Annotated in this window: 22 protein-coding genes; 11 read left to right on the top strand and 11 right to left on the bottom strand. The window is 72.2% G+C overall.

Features of this window, described 5'->3' with window-relative positions; genetic code table 11:
• Nucleotides 1-559 precede the first annotated feature (559 nt).
• On the top strand, nucleotides 560-1,918 hold the full coding sequence (locus AB0472_RS39445) for a tetratricopeptide repeat protein (RefSeq protein ID WP_366364090.1): 1,359 nt from the start codon (nucleotides 560-562) through the stop codon (nucleotides 1,916-1,918).
• A gap of 498 nt (nucleotides 1,919-2,416) precedes the next feature.
• On the opposite strand, the gene AB0472_RS39440 is transcribed toward AB0472_RS39445, so the two are convergent.
• The 5 genes from AB0472_RS39440 to AB0472_RS39420 are packed head-to-tail and all read right to left on the bottom strand — an operon-like array spanning nucleotide 2,417 to nucleotide 9,099.
• A complete protein-coding gene (locus AB0472_RS39440; RefSeq protein ID WP_366364089.1) occupies nucleotides 2,417-3,883 on the bottom strand; it encodes a hypothetical protein in 1,467 nt (488 codons plus the stop codon).
• Nucleotides 3,880-5,877 carry an alpha-1,4-glucan--maltose-1-phosphate maltosyltransferase gene (locus AB0472_RS39435; RefSeq protein ID WP_366364087.1) on the bottom strand — a complete coding sequence of 666 codons (1,998 nt, stop codon included), beginning with the start codon at nucleotides 5,875-5,877 and terminating at the stop codon, nucleotides 3,880-3,882. Before AB0472_RS39435 ends, AB0472_RS39440 begins: the two co-directional genes overlap by 4 nt.
• Before the next feature lie 30 nt (nucleotides 5,878-5,907).
• Complete coding sequence (locus AB0472_RS39430) at nucleotides 5,908-6,546, bottom strand: DJ-1/PfpI family protein (protein WP_366364085.1); 639 nt, start codon at nucleotides 6,544-6,546, stop codon at nucleotides 5,908-5,910.
• Between the two features lie 4 nt (nucleotides 6,547-6,550).
• Nucleotides 6,551-8,227, bottom strand: coding sequence for a thiamine pyrophosphate-binding protein (locus AB0472_RS39425; protein ID WP_366364083.1), 1,677 nt, complete (start codon nucleotides 8,225-8,227; stop codon nucleotides 6,551-6,553).
• A 35-nt stretch (nucleotides 8,228-8,262) separates the two neighbouring features.
• The gene (locus tag AB0472_RS39420; RefSeq protein ID WP_366364081.1) at nucleotides 8,263-9,099 is read right to left on the bottom strand and encodes a type 1 glutamine amidotransferase domain-containing protein; all 837 of its coding nucleotides are present in this window, start codon (nucleotides 9,097-9,099) and stop codon (nucleotides 8,263-8,265) included.
• 332 nt (nucleotides 9,100-9,431) lie between these two features.
• On the opposite strand from AB0472_RS39420, the gene AB0472_RS39415 reads away from it, so the two are divergent.
• The 6 genes from AB0472_RS39415 to AB0472_RS39390 are packed head-to-tail and all read left to right on the top strand — an operon-like array spanning nucleotide 9,432 to nucleotide 14,024.
• On the top strand, nucleotides 9,432-9,845 hold the full coding sequence (locus tag AB0472_RS39415) for a hypothetical protein (RefSeq protein ID WP_366364079.1): 414 nt from the start codon (nucleotides 9,432-9,434) through the stop codon (nucleotides 9,843-9,845).
• Between the two features lie 24 nt (nucleotides 9,846-9,869).
• On the top strand, nucleotides 9,870-11,507 hold the full coding sequence (locus tag AB0472_RS39410) for a GMC family oxidoreductase N-terminal domain-containing protein (RefSeq protein ID WP_366364076.1): 1,638 nt from the start codon (nucleotides 9,870-9,872) through the stop codon (nucleotides 11,505-11,507).
• The gene (locus AB0472_RS39405; protein WP_366364073.1) at nucleotides 11,494-12,306 is read left to right on the top strand and encodes an ester cyclase; all 813 of its coding nucleotides are present in this window, start codon (nucleotides 11,494-11,496) and stop codon (nucleotides 12,304-12,306) included. The genes AB0472_RS39410 and AB0472_RS39405 overlap by 14 nt, the downstream gene beginning before the upstream one ends.
• Nucleotides 12,307-12,346: 40 nt before the next feature.
• Complete coding sequence (locus AB0472_RS39400) at nucleotides 12,347-12,718, top strand: nuclear transport factor 2 family protein (RefSeq protein ID WP_351484728.1); 372 nt, start codon at nucleotides 12,347-12,349, stop codon at nucleotides 12,716-12,718.
• A 5-nt stretch (nucleotides 12,719-12,723) separates the two neighbouring features.
• Complete coding sequence (locus tag AB0472_RS39395) at nucleotides 12,724-13,173, top strand: VOC family protein (protein ID WP_366364071.1); 450 nt, start codon at nucleotides 12,724-12,726, stop codon at nucleotides 13,171-13,173.
• Nucleotides 13,174-13,190: 17 nt separating this feature from the next.
• Complete coding sequence (locus AB0472_RS39390) at nucleotides 13,191-14,024, top strand: SDR family NAD(P)-dependent oxidoreductase (protein ID WP_366364069.1); 834 nt, start codon at nucleotides 13,191-13,193, stop codon at nucleotides 14,022-14,024.
• Between the two features lie 155 nt (nucleotides 14,025-14,179).
• Here AB0472_RS39390 and AB0472_RS39385 read toward each other — a convergent pair whose 3' ends face one another.
• From AB0472_RS39385 to AB0472_RS39365, 5 genes are all read right to left on the bottom strand, one after another.
• Nucleotides 14,180-15,805: an FAD-binding protein gene (locus tag AB0472_RS39385; protein WP_366364067.1), complete on the bottom strand. Its 1,626-nt coding sequence runs from the start codon at nucleotides 15,803-15,805 to the stop codon at nucleotides 14,180-14,182.
• Between the two features lie 76 nt (nucleotides 15,806-15,881).
• Nucleotides 15,882-16,256 carry a nuclear transport factor 2 family protein gene (locus tag AB0472_RS39380; protein WP_089102071.1) on the bottom strand — a complete coding sequence of 125 codons (375 nt, stop codon included), beginning with the start codon at nucleotides 16,254-16,256 and terminating at the stop codon, nucleotides 15,882-15,884.
• Nucleotides 16,257-16,389: 133 nt separating this feature from the next.
• Complete coding sequence (locus AB0472_RS39375) at nucleotides 16,390-17,586, bottom strand: MFS transporter (RefSeq protein ID WP_366364065.1); 1,197 nt, start codon at nucleotides 17,584-17,586, stop codon at nucleotides 16,390-16,392.
• 148 nt (nucleotides 17,587-17,734) lie between these two features.
• Entirely contained in the window at nucleotides 17,735-18,904 is a 1,170-nt protein-coding gene (locus AB0472_RS39370; RefSeq protein ID WP_366364063.1) for a low temperature requirement protein A, read from the bottom strand.
• Between the two features lie 135 nt (nucleotides 18,905-19,039).
• Entirely contained in the window at nucleotides 19,040-19,879 is an 840-nt protein-coding gene (locus AB0472_RS39365; protein ID WP_366364061.1) for a hypothetical protein, read from the bottom strand.
• A gap of 74 nt (nucleotides 19,880-19,953) precedes the next feature.
• On the opposite strand from AB0472_RS39365, the gene AB0472_RS39360 reads away from it, so the two are divergent.
• From AB0472_RS39360 to AB0472_RS39345, 4 genes are all read left to right on the top strand, one after another.
• Nucleotides 19,954-20,742 carry an SDR family oxidoreductase gene (locus AB0472_RS39360; RefSeq protein WP_366364059.1) on the top strand — a complete coding sequence of 263 codons (789 nt, stop codon included), beginning with the start codon at nucleotides 19,954-19,956 and terminating at the stop codon, nucleotides 20,740-20,742.
• 218 nt (nucleotides 20,743-20,960) lie between these two features.
• Nucleotides 20,961-22,541 (top strand): sodium:solute symporter family protein, encoded by a 1,581-nt coding sequence (locus AB0472_RS39355; RefSeq protein WP_366364057.1) that lies wholly within the window; start codon nucleotides 20,961-20,963, stop codon nucleotides 22,539-22,541.
• Nucleotides 22,542-22,738: 197 nt separating this feature from the next.
• Nucleotides 22,739-22,924, top strand: coding sequence for a hypothetical protein (locus tag AB0472_RS39350; RefSeq protein ID WP_366364055.1), 186 nt, complete (start codon nucleotides 22,739-22,741; stop codon nucleotides 22,922-22,924).
• Between the two features lie 269 nt (nucleotides 22,925-23,193).
• Nucleotides 23,194-23,508, top strand: a complete 315-nt coding sequence (locus AB0472_RS39345) for a hypothetical protein (protein ID WP_366364053.1) — start codon at nucleotides 23,194-23,196, stop codon at nucleotides 23,506-23,508.
• A gap of 27 nt (nucleotides 23,509-23,535) precedes the next feature.
• On the opposite strand, the gene AB0472_RS39340 is transcribed toward AB0472_RS39345, so the two are convergent.
• Nucleotides 23,536-24,648, bottom strand: a complete 1,113-nt coding sequence (locus tag AB0472_RS39340; RefSeq protein ID WP_366364051.1) for an ADP-ribosylglycohydrolase family protein — start codon at nucleotides 24,646-24,648, stop codon at nucleotides 23,536-23,538.
• Nucleotides 24,649-24,662: the final 14 nt, after the last annotated feature.

Here is a 24,662-nt window from a genome sequence, read left to right as displayed (position 1 = left end):
CCCTCTCGTCGGGGGGGCGGCCCACCCCGACCCCCCCAGTCCCCCCCCCCCCCGGCCCGGGGCGCGGGTCCGGCGGCCGTAGGGCGACCGCCGGACCGGACCCGGTCCCGTGCGACGTCGGGGTGCGATCAGCAGCAACCACCACTCCCGCCGCTGGACGCGGCCATGCCCTCGTGCTGCGGACGGTTACCCGGGCCGGAATCGCTCAGCCACAGTCCCCCCGCAACAAGACCACTGATCAGGACGACGACTGCAAAGAGCGCGATTATTTTATTGCTCACGAAAATCCCCTCCCCTGAACAATAGAAGGTTGCGCCTTGACAATTACAGTCAACCTTAGGTGACTAAAACAGTCAAGCAGTTCCTTGCAAAATTAATCATAATCAAACGGAATATCGCGCACCGCAAAGGCGGACTTCTAAAGCGATCAGAGAACAGTGCTGCAAAATGCGGTGGAGAGCCACTAAAAGATCACCGGAAGCCCATTGGGCAGATATCAACTTACTGGTAACATCGATCTGTCATCCCGACAGTCAAGTCACTGCACCGAGGAGTTGGCATGGATCCACTCGGCAACGCGACGGCCGCAGGACTGGGCGAGCGCATCAGGGTGTTGCGCGGCAAACGTGGACTCAAACAGCAGGACCTCGCGTCCGGTGAGATTTCGGCGAGCTACATCTCCCTGATCGAATCGGGGAAGCGCGGCGCGCCGTCGGACTCGGTGCTCGCCGCGCTCGCCGAGCGCCTGGGGTGCTCCGTGGAGTACCTGCGCAGCGGACGCGACGACCACGAACTGGAGGAGACCCGGCTGCGGCTGGCCTTCGGCGAGATGGCCCTGCGCAACGGCAGCAACGGCGAGGCCCTCCAGACCCTGAGCGACCTCCTGGCGAAGCCGTCCCTGCTGGACCCGTCGATGACCCGGCGCGCCCGCATCGCGCAGGCCTCCGCCCTGGAGAAGCTCGACCGGATCGAGGCCGCCATCACGATCCTGGAGGACCTCCAGCGCGACCCCGAACTGCCGCCCGGCTCCGCCGACTGGTGCACGGTGTCGGTCGCCCTGTGCCGCTGCTACCGCAACGCCGGCGACATCACGACCAGCATCGAGATCGCCGAGCGGGCCATGTCCCGGCTCGACGCCCTCGGCCTGGACGTCACGGTCGACCACGTCCAGCTCGGCGCCACGCTCATGGCGTCGTACCACATGCGCGGCGACCTCACCCGGGCCCAACTGCTCGGCGTCCGGCTCCTCGACGCCGCCGAGAAGCAGGGGGCCCGGGCAGCGCGCGGTGCCGTCTTCTGGAACGCGGGGCTCGTGGCCCGCTCCCGCGGCCAGCTGAACGAGGCGCTGGCCCTGGTGGAGCGGGCGCTGGCGCTGATGTCCGAGGACGACAACATCCGCCATGTCGCCATGCTCAAGATGAACTGCGGTTCGCTGCTGCTCCAGGTCGACCAGCCCGAGCCGGCCCGCGCCAAGCAACTCCTCGAAGAGGCGCAGCAGTTGCTGGCGGAGGTCGGCAACGCCCCGGAGCTGGCCCAGTGCGAGATCGGTCTCGCCGACGCGGACGCGATGCTCGGCAACTGGGACGAGGCGGCGGCCCACGCGGAGCGGGCCCTCGGCCTCACCGGCCCGGAGTCCCGCATCCAGGCGGTCGGCGCGCGCGCCACGCTCGCCGAGATCCACCTGCTGCGCGGCGACTACGAGCAGGCGGGCCAGTGCCTGCAGGCCGCGACCCGGCAGCTGCGCCAGTTCCCGCCGTCCCACCAGACCGCGCTCAACTGGCGCTACGTGGGCGACCTGTGGCGCCGCCAGGGCAACAGCACGGCCGCCCTGCAGGCGTACGACCAGGCGCTGTCGTCGGCCGGTCTGGCCCCGAACCGCGACCCGAGCGCGTCCTTCACCGAGCAGGGCCGTTCCTGAACCGCTCCGCCCCGTTCCGCGCACCACCCGAATTCCCCTTCCGGAAACCGCCGTGAAATACCCGCACGACAAAGAGAACTGAAAACCCGTCGGACACCGATTTCCCGGTCCCGGTTCCGATCCCGGTTCCGGTCCTTTCGCCGCCGGACTCGACGCCGGTTCGACGCCGGTTCCACGCCGGTTCGACGCCGGTTCGCGGCCGGGTCGAGTCGGGGGCGAGCCGGGCCCGCCCCCGAGCCGCCCACCCGCACCGGCCCCGGGCCGGACACCCGGTCGGACGCCGGGCCGGGCAACCGGTCGCAGACCCGGACCGGACACCGCACCCCACGCCCGGTCGGACGCCGGGCCGCACGCCCGGTCGGACGCCGCACCCCACGCCCGGTCGGGCGCCCGGGCCGACACCGGACCGGGCGCCGGGTACGGGGCGCGGTCCGGGGGCCGGGGCCGGTACCGGCCCGGGGGCCGGGGCCGGTGGGGCGGCCCGCGGGTGGCCGGCCGTCAGTGTGGAGCCGCGGCCAGCCGGTGGATCGCGGCGAGGGGGACCGGCAGCCGGTCGGGGCGCAGCCGGGACTCGTACACGGCCTCGTAGACGGCCTTGTCCGCCTCGAAGGCCCTCAGCAGTACCGGGTGACAGTCCGGGTCCTCGTGGCCGGCGGCCGCGTACCCGGCGACGAACGCCCGCCGGTTGCGGACCGCCCACGCGGAGGCGCGCCGGCGCCGTCGCAGCCGGGCGGCCGGCGAGGTCTCCGCCGGGGCGCCGTCCTCGACGACGGCAAGCCCGGTGCGGGCCGCGTAGTCGAAGGAGCGCAGCATGCCGGCGACGTCCTTCAGTACCGGCTGCGGACGGGCCCGCTCGGCGGCGGGCTGGGCCGGCTCGCCCTCGAAGTCCACGATCCGCCAGCCGTCGTGGGCCCGCAGCGCCTGTCCCAGGTGCAGGTCGCCGTGGGTGCGCTGGACGTAGAGCGGGCAGCCGCGCCCGGCGACCCGGGCGCAGTCGTCGAAGAGGGCGCCGAGCCGGGCGGTGTAGCGGGCGAGCGCCGGGACCTCCTCGGCGGCCTCCTTGAGGCGCATGGTCATCCGGGCGGTCTCCTCGGCCACGTCCGCCACGGTGAGCCGGGTCCGCCCGAAGGCCTCGCCGAGCGCGCCGTGCACGTCGGCGACGGCCCGGCCCAGGGCGGCCGCGTCCGCGGTGAAGCCGCCGCCGGGGCCGGTGCCGGCCACGGCGCCGGTGGCCTGCCGTACCGCCTCTTCCCAGCCCTCCCGCGCGTCGGGCAGGAACTCCTCGACGAGGCCGAGCACCAGGCCCTCCGCGCCGGGGGCGTCGCTGTGCACCGCCCCGTAGAGGTGGGGGGTGCGGGTGCAGTCCTGGCCGGTGAGCGCCCGCAGTGCCTCGACCTCGGTGTGCGGTCCCGGCTCCGGGCGGCGGAAGATCTTCAGCAGGACCCGGTCGCCGTAGGCCACGGAGGTGTTGCTCTGTTCCACCTGGAGCGGCCGCGGCACCAGTCCGACCGGCAGCGGGTAGCGGGAGCTGCGTTCCAGGCGCGGCCCGTGCTCGGCGCCGCCGCCCGCCAGGGTGCGCAGCAGCAGGGCGAGCACGGTGCCGTCGGCGAGCGCGTCGTAGACCTGCCAGCCCTGCCAGGGGCCGGCCGGCACGGTGGCGATCGCGGCGGGGGCCAGCCGGTCCGGCAGCTCCGGGCGCAGGCCGAGCAGGAGCTGGACCCGCAGCGGTCCGGCGGCGCCGTCCGCCGCGACCACGGCGTGCAGCAGCAGCGGTGGTTCGTCGCCGATCACCGAGGCCGCCTCGGCGGTCAGCGGGGCCCCGGCGTAGCGGGTGTCGAACCAGCGGCGGCCCGCCAGCCACGGCCCGAGCGCGGTCAGCAGCGGCCGCAGGATCTCCGACCTCGCCGCCGCGTTCGTCTCCGACCTCGCCGCCGTACTCGTCTCCGTACTCGTCTCCGTCCTCATGACGCCTCCTCGGTCGTCAGCACGTGCGCGGCCTGGTGGGCCGGGTCGAGGCGCACGTAGGTGGACTCGCCCCAGGCATAGGCGGCTCCGGTGAGTTCGTCGCGGAGCTTGAGCGTGCCGTCGACGGGCAGGCCGAGGGCCGCCAGGTCGCAGGTCACGGTGGCCTCCTGGGCCCGGTGCGGATCCAGGTTGACGACGACCAGCACCACGTCCCTGCCGCCCCCGGGCAGGTCGACGTGTTTGGAGTAGGCGAGGATCCGGTCGTTGTCGGTGTGCTGGAGCCGCAGGTTGCGCAGTTCCTGGAGGGCCGGACGGGTCCGGCGGAGCCGGTTGAGCAGGGTGATCAGCGGGGCGATGGTCCGCCCCGCGGCCTCGGCGGCCGCCCAGTCACGGGGCCGCAACTGGTACTTCTCCGAGGCGAGGTAGTCCTCGGTGCCCTCGGTGAGCGGGGTGTTCTCGCACAGTTCGTACCCGGCGTACATCCCCCAGCTGGGCGCGGCGGTCGCCGCCAGCACGGCCCGCACCTCGAAGGCGGGCCGGCCGCCGTGCTGGAGGTAGGCGTGCAGGATGTCCGGGGTGTTCACGAACAGGTTGGGCCGCAGGAAGTCGGCGCTGTCCCGGCTGAGTTCGGGCAGGTACTCGGTCAGTTCCCGCTTGGTGTTCTTCCAGGTGAAGTAGGTGTACGACTGCTGGAAGCCGGCCTGGGCCAGGGCGTGCACCATGGCCCGTCTGGTGAACGCCTCGGCCAGGAACACCACGTCCGGGTCGGTCGCGTTGACCTCGCCGATCAGCCGCTCCCAGAAGTGCACCGGCTTGGTGTGCGGGTTGTCGACGCGGAAGATCCGCACCCCCTGGTCCATCCAGTGCCGCAGGACGCGCAGCGCCTCGGCGTACAGGCCCTCGAAGTCGGTGTCGAAGTCGAGGGGGTGGATGTCCTCGTAGGTCTTGGGCGGGTTCTCCGCGTAGGCGACCGAGCCGTCCGCCCGGTGGTGGAACCACTCGGGATGACCGGTCACCCAGGGGTGGTCCGGGGAGCACTGCAGGGCGAAGTCGACGGCCACCTCCAGACCCAGGTCACGGGCGGTGGTGACGAAGTACCGGAAGTCGTCGAGGGTGCCGAGGTCGGGGTGGACGGCGTCGTGGCCGCCCTCCCAGGAGCCGATGGCCCAGGGCGACCCGACGTCGTCCGGGTCCGCGACGAGCGTGTTGTCGCGGCCCTTGCGGTGGGTGGCGCCGATGGGGTGGACGGGCGGCAGGTACACCACGTCGAAGCCCATCGCGGCGACGGCGGGCAGCCGTTCGGCGGCGGTCCGCAGGGTGCCGCTCACCGTCCGCCCGTCCGCCGTCACGACCGCGCCCTCCGAGCGCGGGAACAGCTCGTACCAGGACCCCACCAGGGCCCGCCGCCGCTCCACGCGCAGCGGCAGCGGCCGGGAGGCGGTGACCAGTTCGCGCAGTGCGTAGCGGCCCAGGGCGGCCGTCACCCGGGGGTCGGTGACGGCCGCCAGCCGGGCCGAGGCCGGGCCCAGGGTGTCGCGGAGCGCGGCGACCGCGGTCCGGACCTCCTCGCGCCGCCCCCAGTCGGTGATGTCGTTGTCGCCGTGCGCCGCCCGTTCGTGCAGCAGCACGCCCTCGCGCAGGGTGAGTTCGGTGTCGACGCCGGCCGCGACCTTCAGCGCGGCGTCCCGGCGCCAGGTGGCCAGCGGGTCGGCCCAGGCCTCGACGCGGAAGGTCCACAGGCCCTCGGCGTCGGGGACCACGGTGGCGCTCCAGCGGTCGGCGTCCTCGTCGACGAGGGTCATCGGCACCCGCCGGGCGGGGGCTCCCCCGGGTCCGCGCAGGACCACGTCCGCGGCGATCACGCCGTGGCCCTCGCGGAAGACGGTGGCCGTGATGTCGAGGTGCTCTCCGGTCACGGCCTTGGCGGGCAGTTCCCCGTCCCGCACCCGGGGGCGGACGTCGAGGACGGGGATGCGCCCGGTCACCGGTGTCATGAGATCGCTCCTCTCCCCGTCCGTACCCCGTCAGCCCTGCCCGGCCGGGACGGGCCGGGCGGCCTCGGCCGGCTGCGCGGACTCGGCGGACTGGGCGGCGTGACGGTCGGCGAGCAGGTCGATGATGGTGCGGGCGAAGACGTGGCAGTGGTTGCCGGTGCGGCCGGTGACCAGGTCGTCGTGGACGACGACGTCCTGGTCGACGTACTCGCCGCCCATGTTGCGCAGGTCGCCCAGCAGGTTGTTGTGCACGACCGCACGCCGCCCGCGCATCAGGTTCGGGACGGGCGCGGCGAGCCACATGCCGTGGCAGATGATGCCCTTGACGATCGCCGGGTCGGCGAACGCGCGGCGCAGGAACTGCGAGGCGGGCGGCAGCTGTTGGGGGTCGTCGGTGTAGCGGAGGCGGTCGGAGACCATCCCGGAGGGGACGATCACCGCCGAGTACTCCTTGAGCGCGAACTCGTCGAGGTCCTCGAAGGACTCGGTGACCTCGAAGGGCATGCGGTGCTCGTGCCCCTGGAAGGTCATGCCCTCGTTGCCCCAGAGCCGGGTCAGGAAGTGGACCTCGGCGCCCTCCTCGGGGAAGCGGTAGCGGTAGTAGAGGATCTCGGGCTCGTAGAAGTCGCTCTCCATCAGGACGGCGATCTTGTGTCCGTTCAGTCGCACGGGGTCACCCCTTTCCCTTGGCCGTCACCAGGTCGACGAGGAACGGCCCGCGGTGGGCGAGGGCCTGGGCCACCGCGCCCTCGGCCTGGCCGGGCTTCTCCACCCGTACGGCGGCGACGCCGAGGGAGCGGGCGAGGCCCGTGAAGTCGATGGGCGGGTGGGAGAGGTCGAACATGCCGGGCTGTTCGTGGGCCGGTACGCCGGTCTCCCGCCAGTACTCCTCGATGTTGTCCTCCAGCAGCCGGTAGCTGCCGTTGTTGCAGATCACGAACTTGGTGGGCAGGCCGTACCGGGCGGCCGTCCACAGGGCCTGGAAGGTGTACATGGAGCCGCCGTCGCCGGTGAAGCCGACCACGGTGCGGTCGGGATGGGCGAGCTGGGCGCCGAGCGCGCCGGGCAGGCCGACGCCCAGGGAGCCGCCCCGGGTCTGCATCCACCGGCCGGGCACGGTGGCCGGCAGGTGCCGGAAGAGCACCGGGGACGCGGTCAGCGCCTCGTCGAACAGCAGGGCGTCCGGCGCGAGTTGCCGGGCGAGTTCGCGGGCGAAGGCGGCGGTGGGCACGGACTGCGCCTCGCCGTCGGACAGGTCCCGCTCCCGGGCGCCGGCCAGGGCGTCGGCCCGCTCGGCGGCCCGCACCCGCAGCCGCTCGGCCGCCTCGGCCCGCCGCCTGTCGCCCATCTTCCCGTGCAGCGCGTCGGCGAGCAGCCCGAGGGTGGCCTTCGGGTCGGCCACGATGCCGAGGTCGACCGGGAAGTTCTTGGCGATGGCGTCGGTGTCGAGGTCCACGTGGACCACCGGGGTGCCCTCGGCGAAGACGTCGTACAGCGCCGGGAACACCTCGGGCAGCGCATAGGTGCCGACGATCAGGACGCCGTCGGCGGCGCCGGTGACGCGCCGGCTCTGCTCGCCGAACATGTGGCCCAGCTGGCCCGCGTACGCCGGGTGCTGCACGGAGAGGTTGACCTCCGCCCAGTCGGCGCCGTACACGTCGGCGCCCCACACCTCGGCGAGGCGGGCCAGTTCGGGCTGGGCGCCCGCGAAGTGCACGCCGTCGCCGGCCACGATCAGCGGGCGACGGGCCCCGGCGAGCAGCGCGGCGGCCCGGGCGACGGTGTCCGGGGCGGGCAGGCTGCGGGTGTCCGGGTAACTGACCGGAACGACCGCCTCCCGGGTGCCGGCGTCCATCACGTCGGCCGGCAGCACCACCAGGACCGGCCCGTACGGCGGGGTTCCGGCCACCTTGAAGGCGCGGCGCAGCACCCGCAGCGTGGAGTCGGGGTCGAGCACCCGGGTCGCCCACTTGGTGACCGGCTCCGCCATGCCGACCAGATCGGCCGCCATCTGGGCGTCCAGTCCCGCGTACCGCAGACCGGCCTCGCCGACCAGGGTGACGATCGGGGCGTGGCCGCGCATGGCCTGGTAGAGCATGCCGATGCCGTTGCCGAGGCCGACCCCGGAGTGCAGTTGCAGGACCGCCGGGGTGCGGGTGGCGCGGGCGTGGCCGTCCGCCATGCCGACGGCCGTGGCCTCCTGCAGGGCCAGGATGTACTGGATCGAGGGGAAGGAGCGCAGTTCGTCGAGGAACCCCTGCTCGACCGTGCCGGGGTTGCCGAACATGTACCGGACGCCTTCGGCCTCCAGTTGCTCCAGGAGCGCGACGCGCGCGGGCCTGCTGTGCATGCTGGTCACCTCTCGCGGGACGGGACGTCAGGACGTCAGGAGGTCCTGAACCCCCACTGGCGCAGGCCCTGTTCGAGGACCTCGACGGTCTTCTGGCCGGTCAGGTAGGAGTCGGGGGTCGAACGGCCCGTGATGAACGGGTAGTCGACGACGACCGAGGTCTCCTTGCCGAAGTTGCCGTGGTAGGCCCCGCCGGGTGCGGTGGCGTCCCGCAGGATGTACTCCAGCGGGTACGGCGGAGGGCCCATCACGAAGTCGGTGCCGAGGAACCCGGTGCCGTCCTTGTAGTCGTACTCGATGCAGTGCCCGGTGACGTGCTTGCCGCGGATGATGGACGTCCGGGTCTCCTGGTCACGGGCGAAGGCCAGGCAGGCGACGCCGTAGCACTCGGCGGCGATCGGCCGGTCCAGCTCGCGGAAGGCGAGGATCAGGTCGTGCACCCGCCAGTTGTTGGCGAGGTCGACGATGGGGCCGCTGCCGCCGACGATCAGCAGCGCGTCGTAGCGGTCGGCGATCTGGTGGCGGATCTGCTCCAGGCGGCTGTGGTAGGCCTCCCAGTCGCGCAGGAAGTACGGCCGGGAGCGGTAGGGCCGGTCGGGCAGCCAGGACGCGAGGTCGAGGGGGTTGTCGAGCCGGTCCGACTCCTCGACGGCACGCACCTTCGCCGCCATCTCGGGCGTGGTGACGGACCGGCCGAGCGGCGGGTCGACGTACTCGGGGTCCATGCTCGGCGGCAGCGCGTGGGGCCGCTTGCCGGTGGGGGTGGCGAAGGTGACGTGGTAGCCGGCCTGGTCGAAGGTCTCCAGGGGGCCGATCAACTCCTCGCCCCAGTAGCCGTGTTCGGACAGGACTACGAGGATGCGCCTGCTCATGGGATTCCTCCCGGTTTCGGCGGGACGGTGCCAAGTGGCGGATTCCTGTCTACGGCGGGGCACTTCGTCCGGACCATCGCGGCCGCCCGTGCTCTCGGCACATGCCCAAGTGGCCGAATGCACTACGGCATGTTGTGGCCAACGCCTGCGGATCGCCCACTACCGGGCGGTACGGACCTGCCGGCCTACGAGTTGCCCGAGCCGGAGCTGCGACTTCGCACAGTGCGGCCGGAGTTCCGGCGCGCCGCGCGCAGGGCGCCCCGGCTGTGGGGTCATCGGACGCGTATCGCTCCCGGTTCCCGGGGGCGGGACCCCGATGAGCGGAGACATCCATGTCCACCGAACAGACCGGCTCCGACCGGGAGATCGAGGAGTTCGTGCAGCGCTGGTTCGGCCTGCTCAACGTGCACGCCCCGGTCGCGGAGCTGCTGCCCTTCGTCGCCGACGAGGGCCTGGAGATGGCCTTCCCGGAGCGCACCCTGCACGGCCACGCGGACTTCGTCGACTGGTACGCGGCCGTCGGTGAGGCCTACAGCGAGCAGGACCACACCGTGGAGAAGCTCGTCCACGAGGAGACCGGAACCCGGATCGGCATCGACCTGACCGTCGTCTGGACGGCGAAGTCCACCGCCGACGGCTCCGTGTCCTCGTTCCGGATCAACCAGCAGTGGCAGCTCGAACGCCCCGCGCCGGGCGCCGCCCCGGTGATCGTCGACTACCAGGTCGGCGAGCCGGCCGCCCTCTGACCCCGTCACCGTTTGGAGGCAGTCATGCCGTCGAATCCGACTCCCCCGGTGCCACAGGACGCCGACTACATTGTGGTCGGCGCGGGTTCCGCCGGCTGCGCCGTCGCCGCCCGGCTCAGCGCGGACCCGTCCGTGACCGTGATCCTGCTGGAGGCCGGCGGCCCGGACGAACGTCCCGAGATCCACCACGCCGACGCCGCCTCGGTCCTCTCCCTGCTCACCGCCGACTGGCGCGGCGAGATCGACTGGGGCTACGTCACCGAGCCCGAGGCCGGCATGGACGGTCGCCGGATCCCGGTGGCCCGCGGCAAGGTCCTCGGCGGGTGCAGCTCCGTCAACGCCCTGATGTGGGTGCGCGGCAGCCGCCACGACTACGACCGCTGGGTCACCGAGGGCGCGGCCGGCTGGTCCTACGACGAGGTCCTGCCGTACTTCCGGGCCGCCGAGAGCTACTCCGGCGGCGGCTCCGCACTGCGCGGCGCCGACGGCCCGGTCCGGGTGCGGCAGCTGGACCGGCCGTCCCCGCTGGCGTCCGCCTTCGTGGCGGCGACCGCCGAACTCGGCCACGACGCCGCGAGCGACGGCGACTACAACGGCGCCCGGCAGGACGGCTTCGGCTTCCTGTACCAGACCAACCGCGACGACACGGGCGGGCGGTGCAGCGCCGCCGACGCCTACCTGCGCCCAGCCCTCGACCGGCCCAACCTGACCGTGCTGACCGGCGCCCGCACCACCCGGCTGCTGCTCGACGGGGACCGGGTCACCGGCGTCGAGTACGTCCGGGGCGGCGAGCCGGCCCGCCTGCGCGCCGACCGCGAAGTCATCGTGTCCGCGGGCGCGTTCGAGTCGCCGAAGCTCCTCATGCTGTCGGGGATCGGACCGGCCGACCACCTCAGGGCGCACGGCATCCACTGTGTCCGCGACCTGCCGGGCGTGGGCGCCGGGCTCCAGGATCACCTCTTCACCCCGGTCTGCTACCAGTCCCTCCGGGAACACCCGCCCGGTGCCCTGCTCTCCGAGGCCGGGCTGTTCACCCACACCCCGGCCGCCGACCCGGACGGGCCGCCCGACCTGCAGTTCACCTTCGGCCCGGTCAAGTTCCTGCCGCCCGACGCGCCCGCCGACCAGTGGGAGGGCCCAGGCCTGACCTTCGCCCCGATCGCCGTGCTCCCGCACAGTCGCGGCCGGGTCCGGCTGCGCGACGCCGACCCCGGGTCCAACGCGGTGATCAGCGCCGGCTACCTCACCTCGGCGGCCGACCTGGACGTCCTGGTGTACGGGGTCGAGCTGGCCCGCGAGCTCGCCGCGACCCGCGCCTTCGACGCCTTCCGCGGCGACGAACTGGGCCCCGGCAAGGACGTCACGACCCCGGCCGAGCTGCGCGCCTACGTCGCCGCCAACGCCACCACCCTGTGGCACCCGGCCGGCACCTGCCGGATGGGCACAGGACCGGACGCCGTCACCGACCCCGAGCTGCGGGTCCACGGCATCCAGGGCCTCCGGGTCGCCGACGCCTCCGTGATGCCGTCCATCGTGGCCGGCAACACCCACGCACCCAGCGTCATGATCGGCGAGCGCGCGGCGGCGTTCGCCCTCGGCACCTCCCGGCCGCTTCCGACCGCCGCCCGACCCAGCGAGGGGATGAACCATGTCCACCCGTGACCAGCAGGACATCCAGAAGCTCTACGGACGCTTCCTCGACGCGCTGAACGCCGGCGACCTGCAGGGCGTCCGCGCCGTGCTCAGCCCGGACTTCACCGACCACCACCCCGGTTTCGACATCACCGGCATCGACACCTACCTGGACGCGGTCCGCGGCGCCCACGGGTCCCTCGACCTCAAGGGCGAACTGGAGGAGGCCGCGCCGCTCGGCGAGGACCGGCTCGTCACCCGCGTGAAGCTCACCGGCACCCACCTCGGCGAAGTGCTGGGCCTACCGGCCACCGGCCGCAAGGTCGAATGGTCCACCACCGAGATCTGGCGGGCCGAGAACGGCCTGTTCGCCGAGCGCTGGGCCCAGGACGACCTGCTCGGCCTGCGCGCCCAGCTGTCCTCCGACGACCTGAACTACACCGTGGTCCGGCAGGTCAGCGACGCGGTCAACGAGCGCCGCTACGACGACCTCGACGATCTGTTCGGGCCCACGTTCAAGGACAACAACCCCGCCTGGAGCGTCGAGAGCCTCGACGAGCTCAAGGTGATCATCAAGGGCGCGCACGACGCGCTGGACATGCGCGTGCACCTCGACGCCCTGTACCCGGCCGCCCCGGACCGGGTGATCATGCACATCACCTTCCACGGCCGGCACATCGCACCGTTCTTCGGCCAGGAGCCGACCGGCAAGGAGGTCTCCTGGACCAGCCTGGAGGTCTACCGCCTGGAGGACGGCAAGGTCGTCGAGCGCTGGGTCCAGGCCGACACCACGGGCCTGATGCGCCAGCTCGGCGTCCCCCTCCCCTGACCCGCACCACCGACCCGCAGCAGCAGGAAAGGACGGCCGCATGAGCACCCGAGAAGTGGTCGACACGTACTACCGGCTGGCCAACGAGGGCGACTGGGACGCCTGGTGCGACCTGTTCGCGATCGACCAGACCATGGACGAGCAGCTGGCCGGGCACGTCGAGGGACGCGAGACGCTCCGCGAGATGATGAAGGGCTTCCCGCAGATGTACGCCTCCTTCGCCAACGTCCCCCGCCTCGTCGTCGTGGACGGCGAGCAGGCCGCGGTGGTCTCCGACATCACCGCCCGCACCCCGGACGGCATCGCGGTCGAGGCCGTGGTGTGCAACTACTTCCGGGTCCGCGGCGGGCTGATCACCTACATGACGAACGTGCACGACACCGTGCCGTTCGCCCCGGTCACCGGGAAGTGACGGCCGTGACGACCGCCGCCCCGAACGGCCTGCGCTGGGCGCACGTGGGCCTCAACTGCCGTGACCAGAAGGCCACCGAGGACTTCTACACCCGGCACTTCGGCTTCCGCCGGGCCCGGGTCGTAGAGGCCGACGGCACCCGCGTGGTGTTCCTGCGCAACGGCCCGGCCTGGCTGGAGCTGTTCGCGACCGACGCGGAACCGCTCGTGACGGCCGCGCAGGACGGTCCGGCCGCCCCCGGCACCGTGCGCCACCTCGCCTTCCAGGTCGACGACGTGGACGCGTTCCTCGCCGCCGCCGGGGCCGGGCTGGAGCCGACGCTCGGGCCGCTGACGTTCGACGAGTTCATCCCCGGCTGGAAGACGGTCTGGGTCGCCGACCCGGACGGCGTCGTGGTGGAGGTCAGCCAGGGATACACCGACCAGTCCACCGAAGAACTGGCAACGTACGCCTGACAGGAGAGTTCCCCACTATGAAGGCCGTTCCCGAGCAGACCATTCTCATCACCGGCGCGACCGACGGTCTCGGCCGCGCGGTCGCCCGTGAACTCGCCGCGCAGGGCGCGTCGCTGATCCTGCACGGCCGCAGTGCGTCCAAGGGCGCGGACCTGCTGGCCGAGCTGCGCGCGGCCGGCGCCACCGGCCGGCTCAGCTACGAACTGGCCGACTTCTCCTCCCTGGAGGACATCGGCAAGCTGGCCGAGCGGATCCTCACCACGTACGACCGGCTGGACGTGCTGGTGAACAACGCGGGCATCGGCGTCGAGCTGGCCCGCCAGGAGAGCCAGGACGGCCTGGAGCTCACCTTCCAGGTCGACTACCTGGCGGCCTACATCCTCAGCTGCCGGCTCGCCCCGCTGCTGGTGGCCTCGGCCCCGGCCCGCATCATCAACGTCAGCTCCGCGGGCCAGGCACCGATCAATTTCCGGGACGTCATGCTGGAGCGCAACTGGGACGGCGTGCAGGCCTACTGCCAGGCCAAGCTCGCCCAGATCTCGCTCACCTTCGACCTGGCCGAGCGGCTGCGCGGCACCGGGGTCACCGCCAACGCGCTGCACCCGGCGTCGTACATGCCGACCAAGATGGTGGTGAACCTGTTCACCCCGCAGAGCACGGTCGCCGACGGCATGCGCAACACCCTGCGGCTGATCACCGACCCGGCCCTGGACGACGTCTCGGGTGTCTACTTCAACCGCTCGACGCGGTCGAGGGCGGGCGCCCAGGCGTACGACGAGGACGCGCGCGCGCAGCTGCGCAGGCTGAGCGAGTCGCTGACCGGGGTGGCGTTCCCGGCCAGCTTCGGCTGAGCCCGGCGCCCTCCCTCGCCTCCCCGAACGGGACGAGCCCCCGCCTCACCGCAGCGAGGCGGGGGCTCGTCCGTGCCCCGGTGGGTTCTCCGGCTGCCGAGCCGTCGTGGCCGGCCGCGCAGTCCCTCCCCCGGCGCCCCCTCGGGGGCGCCTGCTCAGGGCACTGTGACGGACAGCCGGTGGTGGAAGACGTTGTGCGGGTCCCAGGCGGCCTTCACGGCCTGCAGCCGGGGCAGGTTGGCCTTGAAGTAGAGGCTCTGCCAGGACACCCCCGAGGTGTTCCAGGCGGGGTCCGTGAGGTCGGTGTCCGGGTAGTTGATGTACGACCCGTCGTTGGTGTCGTCGGGCACGGGCACCCCGCCGGTGGCCGCGTACAGGTCGCGGTAGAGGGCGCGCATCCACGCGACGTGCCGGTCGTCGTCGGCGGCGTCGGGCCAGTACGTCGTGAAGTTGGCCTTCAGGACCGAGTCCCGCTGGGCCAGCGCGGTGGCCGAGGACGCGACGGTGTTGACCTTGCCGCCGTAGGAGTAGAGCAGGATCCCGGCGTGGCCGTCGTAGCCGGCGTCGGAGAGGTAGCCGTAGAGCGTCGAGGCCTGCGCGGCGGACCAGCCCCTGCGCAGGTAGGCGCCCTTGGACTTGGTCCGGTTGTACAGGCCGGTGTCGTAGGGGTCCTTGAGCGTGGTCTTCATCCACGGCCAGGACGAACGGACCTCGCTGTACGGCGCCCCGATACCGCCGGCCACCGCCGTGACGTACGCGTCGAGCAGCGCGGCCGCGTCCGGACGGGTGCCGTCGATCTGGGAGTTGAGCACCAGGCTGCCCTGGACCCGGTTGTAGAGGATGAGCACGCTGTGCAGGCTGTCGTAGGCGGAGCCGGCCACGCTGTTGCGGGCGTGCCAGGCGCCGTGACCGGTGACGAGGGCGGTGAAGGCGGCCTCGGTCAGGTCGCTCCACCTGATGGTGACCGTGGACTTCAGGAGCGTCTTCGGGGGCCTGGGCAACAGGCCGGCGGGATCGGAGCCGGTGGCGCCCGGGGAGCGGAACCAGAAGCGGGTGACGATGCCGAAGGTGCCGCCGCCCCCGCCGGTGTGCGCCCACCACAGCTCGCGGTGCGGGTCGTCCGGCTCCCGGGTGGCGACCACCGCGCGGGCGGTGCCGGACGCGTCGACGGTCACCACCTCGACGGCGTACAGGTGGTCGACGACCGCGCCGTACTGGCGGCACATCGCGCCGTACCCGCCGCCGGTGACGTGCCCGCCGACCCCGACGGTCGGGCAGGTGCCGCCCGGCAGGGCGACCCCCCACTCCAGGTACAGGGTCCGGTAGACGTGCCCGAGGGTCGCCCCGCCCTCGACCAGGAAGGCCCGGCGCGCCGGGTCGTAGCGGACGGCGTCCATCTCGGACATGTCGACGAGTATCCGTACGTCCGGATCGTCGACGAGCCCCTCGAGGCAGTGCCCGCCGCCGCGCACCCCGATCCGTCTGCCGTCGCGCACGGCCTCCTGGACGGCGGCCACCACCTGCTCGGTGCTGTGCACGAGCCGCACGGAGTCGGGGGCGGCGGTGAATCTCGCGTTGTAGCCGCGCGAGGTGAGGTCGAGATAGCGGGCGTCGGAGGCGCCGACGGTGACCGCGGCGGGCGTGCCGGCGGCTTCCTCGGCCGCCCGGGCGGGCGCCGGGAGGAGGGCCGCGCCGGCCCCGGCCGCCGCCGCCGTGCCGAGGAGTCCGCGGCGGGTGAGTCCGGCGGCGGGGCGCCGGTCCGGCTGCTGCTGTCGTGTCACAGGTCTCTCCTGATCGTTGGGAAACGGCCGCCGCCCGGGAGGCACGGAGCCTCCCGGGCGGCGGTGGACCGGACCGTCAGACGACCTCGTGTCCGCTGACGGTGGTCTCGGGGATCTCGTCGCGGACGTCCCAGTGCTCGACGATCAGTCCCTCGTCGATGCGGAAGACCTCCACGACGACCATGCCGCGGTCGTCCGGGTCGCCGCGGAACCGGGTGTGCAGGAAGACCAGGTCTCCCGAGCCGGCCGCACGGCGGATCTCGAACCGGGCGCGCGGGTACTGCTTGTGGAAGCCGTCGACGAACTCGACGAGCGGGGCCCGCCCGTCGGGCAGGTTCGGGTTGTGCTGGATGAGGTCCTCGGCCAGGTACTTGTCGGCCAGCTCGGTCCGCCCCTGGTTCCAGACGGTCTCGATGTACTCCCGAACGAAGTTCACCTGGTGACTGCTCATGGGGTCTCCTTTTGACTAACGGGGGGGGGGGAACAGCGCCCCGAAGGGGGCGCTGGGGGTGCCCCCGGCCGAAGGCTGGGGGGAGGAACTGCGCGACCAGCCACGGCGGCGCCGCAGACGACCGGCTGGGAACTCAGCTGGTGTGCACAGGGGTCACGGTCCGGTCGGCGGTTGCCGCCGAGGCGACCTGCCGGAGCGAGGACAGATGGGCCACCCCGGCCAGCACGAGCACACCCAGCGCCGCCCACGGAATCGGCCCGGCGCCGAGGTCCGGCAGCAGGCTGCTGCCGATGAAGCTGCCGAGGCTCATCCCCAGGTACAGCGCCGCGGCGTTCATCGCGAGGATCAGCCCCGGCTGCAGCGGCACCAGCTCCACCAGCCGGGCCTGCTGCGGCGCCTGGTACATCTGGCTGAAGAACGCCCAGAACGCGAAGAAGACGACCCCGGGCGCGGAGTGCGGGGCGACCAGCAGCAGCACGAAGCCGAGCGCGAGCCCGAGCACCGCGACGCTCACCGTGCGCCCGCCGCCCAGCCGCTCGGCGATCCGCGGTGCGCACGCGTTGCCCGCCACCCCGATGATCCCGAAGGCGAGCAGGGTCAGCGAGATCAGCCCGCCGGACGCGCCGAAGCGGTCCTTCAGGTAGGCGCCCGCGATGCCGTAGACGGTGAACTGGGCGGCCATGAACAGCAGGGTGGTGGTGACCGTGGCGGCCGTGGCCGGGGTGCGCATCGCCGCGCGGTAGGCGCCGACCGTCGGCGGTTCGCCGGCCGGGATCTCCGGGACGAACACCAGGACCGCCACGAAGGAGAGCGCCGACAGCGCGGCCACCCCGAGCAGCGCCGGGCGCCAGCCCAGCGAGCCGCCGAGGAAGGAGGCGAGCGGCACGCCGAGCACCGCGGCGGCCGTCATGCCGCCGAAGACCGTGGCGAGGGCCCGCTGCCGGCGCTCGGGCGGCACGATCAGCGCGCCGGCCGCCGAGGCGCCGGGCCCGAAGACCGCGGCCCCCATCGCGCCGAGCACCCGGGTGATGGTGAGGAAGCCGTAGGTGGGCGCGACGGCGCCGAGGGCCGCGCCGACGGTGAGCAGGCCGACGCCGACGAGCAGCACCCGCTTGCGGTTCCACCGGCGCAGCAGGATGGGGGCGGTCGGCGCGCAGACCGCGAAGGTCAGGGCGAAGACGGTGACCAGGATGCCCACCGTGGCCGGCTGCACGTGCAGGTCGTCGCCGATCGGGCCGTTCAGGCCGACGACCGCCAGCGAGATCGTCCCGAGGCTGAAGTAGCCAAGTGACAGGGAGAGCAGGGCGGGTAAGGCACTGCGGGACGGCATCGAGCCACCTTCTCTTCCTCTTCGTCATCGGTGCCGGGAAGGCGGGAGCCGGAAGGTTCCCTACAGCGAACCTAGGAACGCCCGGCGTCCCGCCGAGGCCGCTCCGGGAGTGCGTCCGGCACTCCCCCAGGTCGGTCGGGCTACTACGTCAGGTCGTCCCGAACGCCCGGTTCCGCAGGATCAGCGGTACCTGCCGACCGGAGCTGATCAGCCAGTGCTCCACCGCGTTGACCAGCAGGAGCAGCACGGTGGTGACGGCGAGGGTGGCCACGCCCGGCAGCCGCCAGACCGGCAGCGCGAGGACGAGCAGGGCGAGGCCGCAGTAGAACCGGGTGGCGGAGGCGGCACCGAACATCCGGCGCCGGGTGTAGCAGAACGCCAGCATGAAGAGGGCGGCGCCGGACGGCAGCAGGGCGGCGCCCAGCCCGTCCGGGGTCTGCAGCGGGTGTCGGACGGTGCGGGTGGCGCCGACCGAGACGAGCAACAGGCCGACGACCAGGACGAGATGGCCGTAGCTGAGCACGTCGCGGACGACGATCGACGGGGTCGGGTGGGTGCGCAGGGCGTGGGCGACGGCCGAGGCCACCAGGTGGAAGTAGAGCCACCACAGGGCGCAGCCGACCAGGAAGGCGAGTACGAGGGCGGTCAGTTCGGCCGGGGTGAAGGTGCCGGTGGCGGCGCCAGCGCCGACGGCGAAGACGTTCTCGCCGAGGGCGATCATCACGAACAGGCCGAAGCGTTCGGGTAGATGGTTGGCGCCGAACGCCAACTGGCGCAGGTGGCCGCTGAGTACGACGGGCGCGGCGATCTCCGCGACCACCGCGCAGGCCCAGCAGGCCTCGCGCCAGGGCGCCGGGACGGCCGCGCAGGCGAACAGGACCAGGGCGAAGCCGAGTCCGGCCCGGTAGGGGTGGATGGTGTAGAGGGCGCACTCCTTGCGGATCGCCTCCCCGATCAGCAGGCGCAGGGCGAGGTAGCTTCCGGAGTACAGCAGGGCCGCCTCCCGGTCCTCCAGGGCGAGCGGGGCGGCCACCGCCATGCCGTAGACGGTGAGCGCGGTCAGCAGCAGGAACACCCGCTGGAGGTTGGTCTCCAGCACGGCGTTCATCGCCATGACCACGTCCACCCAGGCCCACCAGAGCGGCACCAGCACGAGCAGGCATTCGCCCAGCACCGGCCAGCTCGGGTGCGCGGCCACCGGGTGGGCGACCTGGCTCACGCCGAACGCGAGGACCAGGTCGAAGAAGAGCTCCGCCCAGGTGGTGCGCTCACGCGCCGGAACGGCGGGAGCGGTCGTCGCTGCGGTTGCGTCGGTCATTTCTGTATGGGGACACGGGCTCCGCCTGGCGCCCGCACGCGGTGGAAACCCGGCGGGTACTGCGCGAAGTCCCGGCCCCGGCTGTCCGAGATCGGCCGTCGGACGGCCGGTTCACGTCACATGACCGAGCGTGGCTCAGCGCAGCTCCGCGACGTACCGGTCGGTGCCCGGCACCGTCGGCACGAACGGAGCCACCAGTTCCACCCGGCCCAGCCCCGACCCGGCGACCTCCTCGTCCAGGCCGGTGAAGCGGTCGTCCCAGCACTCGCGCGGGTCGGTCTCCAGGAACCACAGCAGGGTGAGCCGGGTGTCGGCCCCCTCCACCTGCTTCACGTACGTCATCCGGTCCCCGGGGAGCGGGGTCGGCCGGAAGACGGTCACCATGGCGCTCGGCGAACCCGCCAGCTTCCTCGGCAGGTGCCGTCCGCGCAACCACTCCACCAGTTCGGCCCGCTGCCCGGCCGACTCGCTGTCGACGACCTCCACCACGAGACCGGCGTAGGGGTGGTCCAGGGCGTGGAAGTCGCGCGGTCCGGCGGCCCCGTCCCGGTACACGGTGGCCACGTGGTCCTGGAACGCGGTGAAGACGTGGGTGCGGTCCTGGTAGACCCGCGCGTCCCGGTTCAGCCGCTTGTTGATGGCGACCGTCCACTTCATGTGGTCGGCGTAGCGGCCGTCGGTGATCCAGTACGTGGAGATGTAGCAGCCCGCGGTCACCGGCTGGGCGACGGCCGACTTCTCGGGGTAGCGCAGGAGTTGCAGGTCGCGGGTGGCGACCCAGCGGCGCCCCGCGGACATCCAGGGCATGGCCATCGCGCCCGCGTAGTAGTGGTCGTCCTCGTACCAGCGGTTGTACGCGTACTCGTGCCCGGGGTGCGGCTCGACCATGGTGATCAGGGCGTGGCCCGGGTGGACGCCGTACGGGCCCACGGCGGCGAGTTCGGCGTAGACGTCACTGCGGGTGTCGTCGCTCATGCGGTTCCCCTTTCCGGTGGTCGCCCATACTCTGACGCTCCGTCAGATAAAGCGCCAGGGTTCAGGAGGCTTCCATGTCGTTGCTCGCGGGCAAGACCGTCGTCGTCTCGGGAGTCGGCGCCGGGCTCGGGCACCAGGTCGCGGCTGCCGTCGTACGGGACGGCGGGAACGCGGTCATGGGTGCACGGACCGAGGCGAACCTCGCGAAGAGCGCGGCCGGGATCGACCCGGAGGGCACCCGGACCGCGTACCTGTCCACCGACATCACCGACGAGGGCCGGTGCGAGGCGCTGGCCGCGCTGGCCCGGGAGCGGTTCGGCGGGATCGACGCGGTGGTCCACGTCGCCGCCTGGGACTCCTACTTCGGCGGGGTCGAGGACGCCGACTTCGCGACCTGGGCCTCGGTGATCGACGTGAACCTGATGGGGACGCTGCGGATGACCCGGGCGTGCCTGCCGGCGCTGAAGGCCGCCGGGGGCGGCTCGGTCGTCTTCATCGGCACCCAGTCCGCCGTCGCCGCGCCCTCGCAGGTGAGGCAGGCCGCCTACGCCGCCTCCAAGGGGGCGCTGACCAGCGCGATGTACTCGCTGGCCCGGGAGCTGGGACCGCACCGGATCCGGGTCAACACCGTGCTGCCGGGCTGGATGTGGGGGCCGCCGGTGCAGGCGTACGTCCAGTTCACCGCGCACACGGAGGGGGTGCCGGAGGACGAGGTGCTGGGCCGGCTGACCGGGCGGATGGCACTGCCGGAGCTGGCGACGGACGGGGACGTGGCGGACGCGGCGGTGTTCCTGGCGTCGGACCGCGCACGGGCCATCACGGGCCAGTCGCTGCTGGTCAACGCGGGGGAGCTGATGCACTGAGGGGCTTTTCACACCCTCTCGACAAATTCATATGCATGAACCAAGGTCAGGAAGGCGAACGATTTTACCTCCCCTTGACCTTACGCCCGCTTGTCGTGCCCACGTAACGGAACCCACGATGAGCGGGCACTTCGCGGCCTTCCCCGTCCCCGCTCCGCTTATGCGAAGTGCCAGCCAGCTGAGCGGAGTTCAGTAGGCGGACCCTGGAAGGGGGGCGCATGAACGGGCTCGACTGGGCCGTGCTCATCGGCTACTTCGGTGTGATGGTCGCGATCGGCATCTGGTCGCACAAACGCGTGGACAACGTCAGTGACTTCTTCACCGCGGGCGGCAAGATGCCCTGGTGGCTGTCCGGCATCTCGCACCACATGTCGGGCTACAGCGCGGTGATGTTCACCGGGTACGCGGGCATCGCCTACACCTACGGCGTGACGTCGTTCGTCACCTGGTCCTTCCCGATCGCGCTCGGCATCGCGATCGGCTCCAAGCTCTTCGCGCCGCGCATCAACCGGCTGCGCTCCCGGCTGCACGTGGCGTCCCCGCTGGAGTACCTGAAGAACCGCTACAACCTCTCCACCCAGCAGGCGCTGGCCTGGTCCGGCATGCTGCTGAAGATCGTGGACGTGGCGGCGAAGTGGGCGGCGATCGCGACCCTGCTGTCCGTGTTCACCGGGGTGACCCTGAACCAGGGCATCCTGATCACGGGCGCGATCACCGCGGTCTACTGCACGATCGGCGGCCTGTGGGCGGACGCGCTCACCGAACTGGGCCAGTTCGTCATCCAGTTGCTGGCCGGCATCTCGATGTTCGTCGCCGTCGTCCTGAAGCTGAACGACAAGGGCATCGGCATCTTCGACGCCTTCGACCAGCCGGCCCTGCACGGCCACGGCAAGCCGCTGGTCGGCCCCTACGGCACGGTCTTCCTGCTCGCCTTCCTGTTCATCAAGCTCTTCGAGTACAACGGCGGCATGCTCAACCAGGCCCAGCGCTACATGGCGACGGGCAGCCCCAAGGAGGCCGAGCGCAGCGCCCGCCTGTCCGCCGCTCTCTGGCTGGTCTGGCCGGTGGTCCTGTTCTTCCCGATGTGGATGTCGCCGCTCCTGGTCCACGCCCAGAAGCCGGACGGGTCCGACTCCTACGGCCTGATGACCGAACAGCTCCTCCCGCACGGCCTGCTGGGCCTGGTCATCGTCGGCTTCTTCTCGCACACGATGGCGATGTGCTCCTCCGACGCCAACGCGATCGCGGCCGTCTTCACCCGCGACGTGGCCCCGGTCCTGTCCCAGCGGGCGCGGACGTGGAACGAGCGCTCGGGCCTGATCGCCGCCCGCGTCACCACGGTCGTCTTCCTCGGCCTGTCCATGACGGTGGCCACCCAGATCAACTCCCCCACCTTCAAGGACATCATCACCGTGGTCATCAAGTGGGTGGCCGGCCTGATGGGCCCGATCGCGATCCCGATGATGCTGGGCCTGCTCCGCCCCTTCCGCCGCTCCGGACCGACGGCCGCGCTCACCAGCTGGGCGGCGGGCCTGTTCGCCTTCTGGCTGGTCAACTACCCGATCAACTGGAACGTCGACGGCGGCGTCCCGCTCCAGTACCAGGTCTCGGTCCCGCTGGCCGTCTCCCTGGTGCTCTACATCCTCATCGGCTACCTGAAGCCGGAGGACACCCCGGAACGCCTGGCGATCATCGAGACCGTGAACACGGACGGGGACAGCACGGCCGCGGCGGTCCCGGTCCCGGCACAGGCCCCGGCGGGCGGCGGCGACACCCTGGAGGCACCGGCCAAGGACTGACCGGCCGCTCGGTGCGGGGGCCCGGCCGGGCCCCCGCACCGGAGGGCCGTCGTCCGGTCCACCATCGTGATTAATCAGTCCATATCACTGGTGCGTCGCGGTGGTTCCGGTTCGGCGAGTCCATACCGTGGCGTGCGCCACGCAGGACCCGGCCCCGGTGCCCGTCCTGCTCCCGCACGGACCACGGAGGGAAGGCAGTGAGCGTGAAAGCCTGCTCCGGAGTGAAGCGGAAAGCCGCGCTAGGCGTCACGGCGCTGACAGCGGTCGCCGCCTCGGCCGTCCCTGCACCGGCTGCGGCCGCCTCCGACGGTGACCACTGGGGCGTCATCACCCGCAACACGATCGGCTCTCCCGTCGCCGAGCTGCGCACCGGGCCGTTCTGACCGGCCCCAGCGCACGGCCGCCCTACGGACGCGGCAGCCTCGGCATCGAGGTGGCGGACAGGTCCACCTCCCTCACCCCACCCAGTGAGGCCGTCCACTTCGGCAACGAGGTCGACTTCTAAGGCAACCCGGTACTGGGGCTCCGCGAGGTCGGTTTCCACGTCTTCCAGACCGGCGAGAACGTCTCCTACGGCGGCCCCGGCAATCTTCCGGACATCAAGTTCGAGATCAACCCCAACCTCGGCGCGAACCCCACCACCTACTCCTCGATGGTGTGGAACCCGCCTCCGCTGACCACGAGCCAGCTGAACCGGTGGAGTCCCTATCTGGACGCCACCACGACAGGCACCTGGTTCCTCACGGGGAGTGCCGGAACCACGACCGGATGCAACCTGACCACCCAGTGCACCTTCCAGGACCTGCTCTCCGCGCTCAACGACGGCGGCGCCGCCCCTGTCATCTACACCGCCGGGGTGAGCAAGGGCCGCGACGACATGTGGATCGGCGCCGTCGACGGCCTGCGCATCAACCGCTTCGTCTACGACTTCGAAGCCGACGGAGTCAGGATCCGGCGCGCCCTCTGAGCGGGATGCCCGGGCGCCCGGCAGCCGCTACCGCGGGTAGCGGGTCAGCCACCCCGGTGACGCGCCCACCGGACTGTGCAGCGCGGGCCCCTGGGTCATCTCCATCGCGAAGTCGTCGGCGAGTTCGAGGATGGTCTGGCGGCCCTCCAGTTCGGCCACCCAGGCCGGCGGGAGGGCCGTCTCGCCGTGCAGGGCGCCGAGCAGGCCGCCGGTGAGGGCGCCGGCGACGGCGGAGGGCCCGGCCTGGTTCACGGCGAGGCTCAGCCCGTGCCGTACGTCCTCCCCCACGAGCGCGCAGTACACGGCCGCGGCGAGCATCCCGTCCGCCGCCCCGTCCCCGGTCAGTTCCTCGACCCGGCCCGGGGAGGGCATCCCCTGCCGTACCGCCCCGAGCGCATGCTGCAACGCGTCCAGGACGGGCCGGTGTCCCGGCCGGGCGGCGAGCAGGGCGAGGGCCTGCTGGACCGACCCGTCGAGGGACTGGCCGCGGGCCAGTCCGTGCACGATCACCGCGTACGCGCCGGCCGACAGACAGGCGGTCGGATGCCCGTGCGTCTGCGCCGAGCACTCCACGGCCAGCTGTACGACGAGCTGCGGCTCCCACCCGACCAGCAGCCCGAACGGCGCCGACCGCGCGACCGCCTCCGGCCCCATGTCATCGGGGTTCTTCGGCGACTCCAGCGTCCCCATCCTGTCGTCCCCGAGCCCGAGCAGCAGGGACCGGGTCGGCTCCCTGCGCGCGTACAGCCACTCTTCCCTGGCGAGCCACCCGTCCTCCTTCCGCCGCTCGTCGGGCCCCCAGTCCCGCTGCGTGGCCGCCCACCGCAAGTAGGCCCGGTGCAGGTCGGTGGGCGGATGCCAGGCCCCGGTGTCCCTCCTCACCTGGGCTCTTATCAACCCGTCCACGGTGAAGAGGGTGAGCTGCGTGTGGTGGGTCACCGTCCCGCGCCGCCCGTACCCGAACCCGAGATCGACCAGCCCCTCGGGGCCGTAGGCCGCCCGTATCTCCTCCAGCGTCAGCCCGTCCACCGGCCCGCCGAGCGCGTCCCCCACAGCGGTACCGAGGAGCGTCCCCCGCACCCGGCTCCGGAAGTCCTGCTGCTCGGCACGCCCCCAGACGGCACCCGACGTCGCACTCACCACCATGACCTCCT

The organism is Streptomyces sp. NPDC086777 (genome assembly GCF_040702065.1).
Taxonomy (GTDB): domain Bacteria; phylum Actinomycetota; class Actinomycetes; order Streptomycetales; family Streptomycetaceae; genus Streptomyces.
Note: the sequence above shows the minus strand (reverse complement) of the source record. Positions and strands in the feature narration are given on the sequence as shown.

Coding starts and splice junctions, on each gene's coding strand:
- AB0472_RS39345 (WP_366364053.1), top strand. CDS start 23,194: ATGGTGTGGAACCCGCCTCCGCTGACCACGAGCCAGCTGAACCGGTGG.
- AB0472_RS39365 (WP_366364061.1), bottom strand. CDS start 19,879: ATGAGCGACGACACCCGCAGTGACGTCTACGCCGAACTCGCCGCCGTG.
- AB0472_RS39410 (WP_366364076.1), top strand. CDS start 9,870: ATGCCGTCGAATCCGACTCCCCCGGTGCCACAGGACGCCGACTACATT.
- AB0472_RS39390 (WP_366364069.1), top strand. CDS start 13,191: ATGAAGGCCGTTCCCGAGCAGACCATTCTCATCACCGGCGCGACCGAC.
- AB0472_RS39435 (WP_366364087.1), bottom strand. CDS start 5,877: ATGACACCGGTGACCGGGCGCATCCCCGTCCTCGACGTCCGCCCCCGG.
- AB0472_RS39380 (WP_089102071.1), bottom strand. CDS start 16,256: ATGAGCAGTCACCAGGTGAACTTCGTTCGGGAGTACATCGAGACCGTC.
- AB0472_RS39440 (WP_366364089.1), bottom strand. CDS start 3,883: ATGAGGACGGAGACGAGTACGGAGACGAGTACGGCGGCGAGGTCGGAG.
- AB0472_RS39360 (WP_366364059.1), top strand. CDS start 19,954: ATGTCGTTGCTCGCGGGCAAGACCGTCGTCGTCTCGGGAGTCGGCGCC.
- AB0472_RS39375 (WP_366364065.1), bottom strand. CDS start 17,586: ATGCCGTCCCGCAGTGCCTTACCCGCCCTGCTCTCCCTGTCACTTGGC.
- AB0472_RS39400 (WP_351484728.1), top strand. CDS start 12,347: ATGAGCACCCGAGAAGTGGTCGACACGTACTACCGGCTGGCCAACGAG.
- AB0472_RS39425 (WP_366364083.1), bottom strand. CDS start 8,227: ATGCACAGCAGGCCCGCGCGCGTCGCGCTCCTGGAGCAACTGGAGGCC.
- AB0472_RS39445 (WP_366364090.1), top strand. CDS start 560: ATGGATCCACTCGGCAACGCGACGGCCGCAGGACTGGGCGAGCGCATC.
- AB0472_RS39355 (WP_366364057.1), top strand. CDS start 20,961: ATGAACGGGCTCGACTGGGCCGTGCTCATCGGCTACTTCGGTGTGATG.
- AB0472_RS39420 (WP_366364081.1), bottom strand. CDS start 9,099: ATGAGCAGGCGCATCCTCGTAGTCCTGTCCGAACACGGCTACTGGGGC.
- AB0472_RS39370 (WP_366364063.1), bottom strand. CDS start 18,904: ATGACCGACGCAACCGCAGCGACGACCGCTCCCGCCGTTCCGGCGCGT.
- AB0472_RS39415 (WP_366364079.1), top strand. CDS start 9,432: ATGTCCACCGAACAGACCGGCTCCGACCGGGAGATCGAGGAGTTCGTG.
- AB0472_RS39405 (WP_366364073.1), top strand. CDS start 11,494: ATGTCCACCCGTGACCAGCAGGACATCCAGAAGCTCTACGGACGCTTC.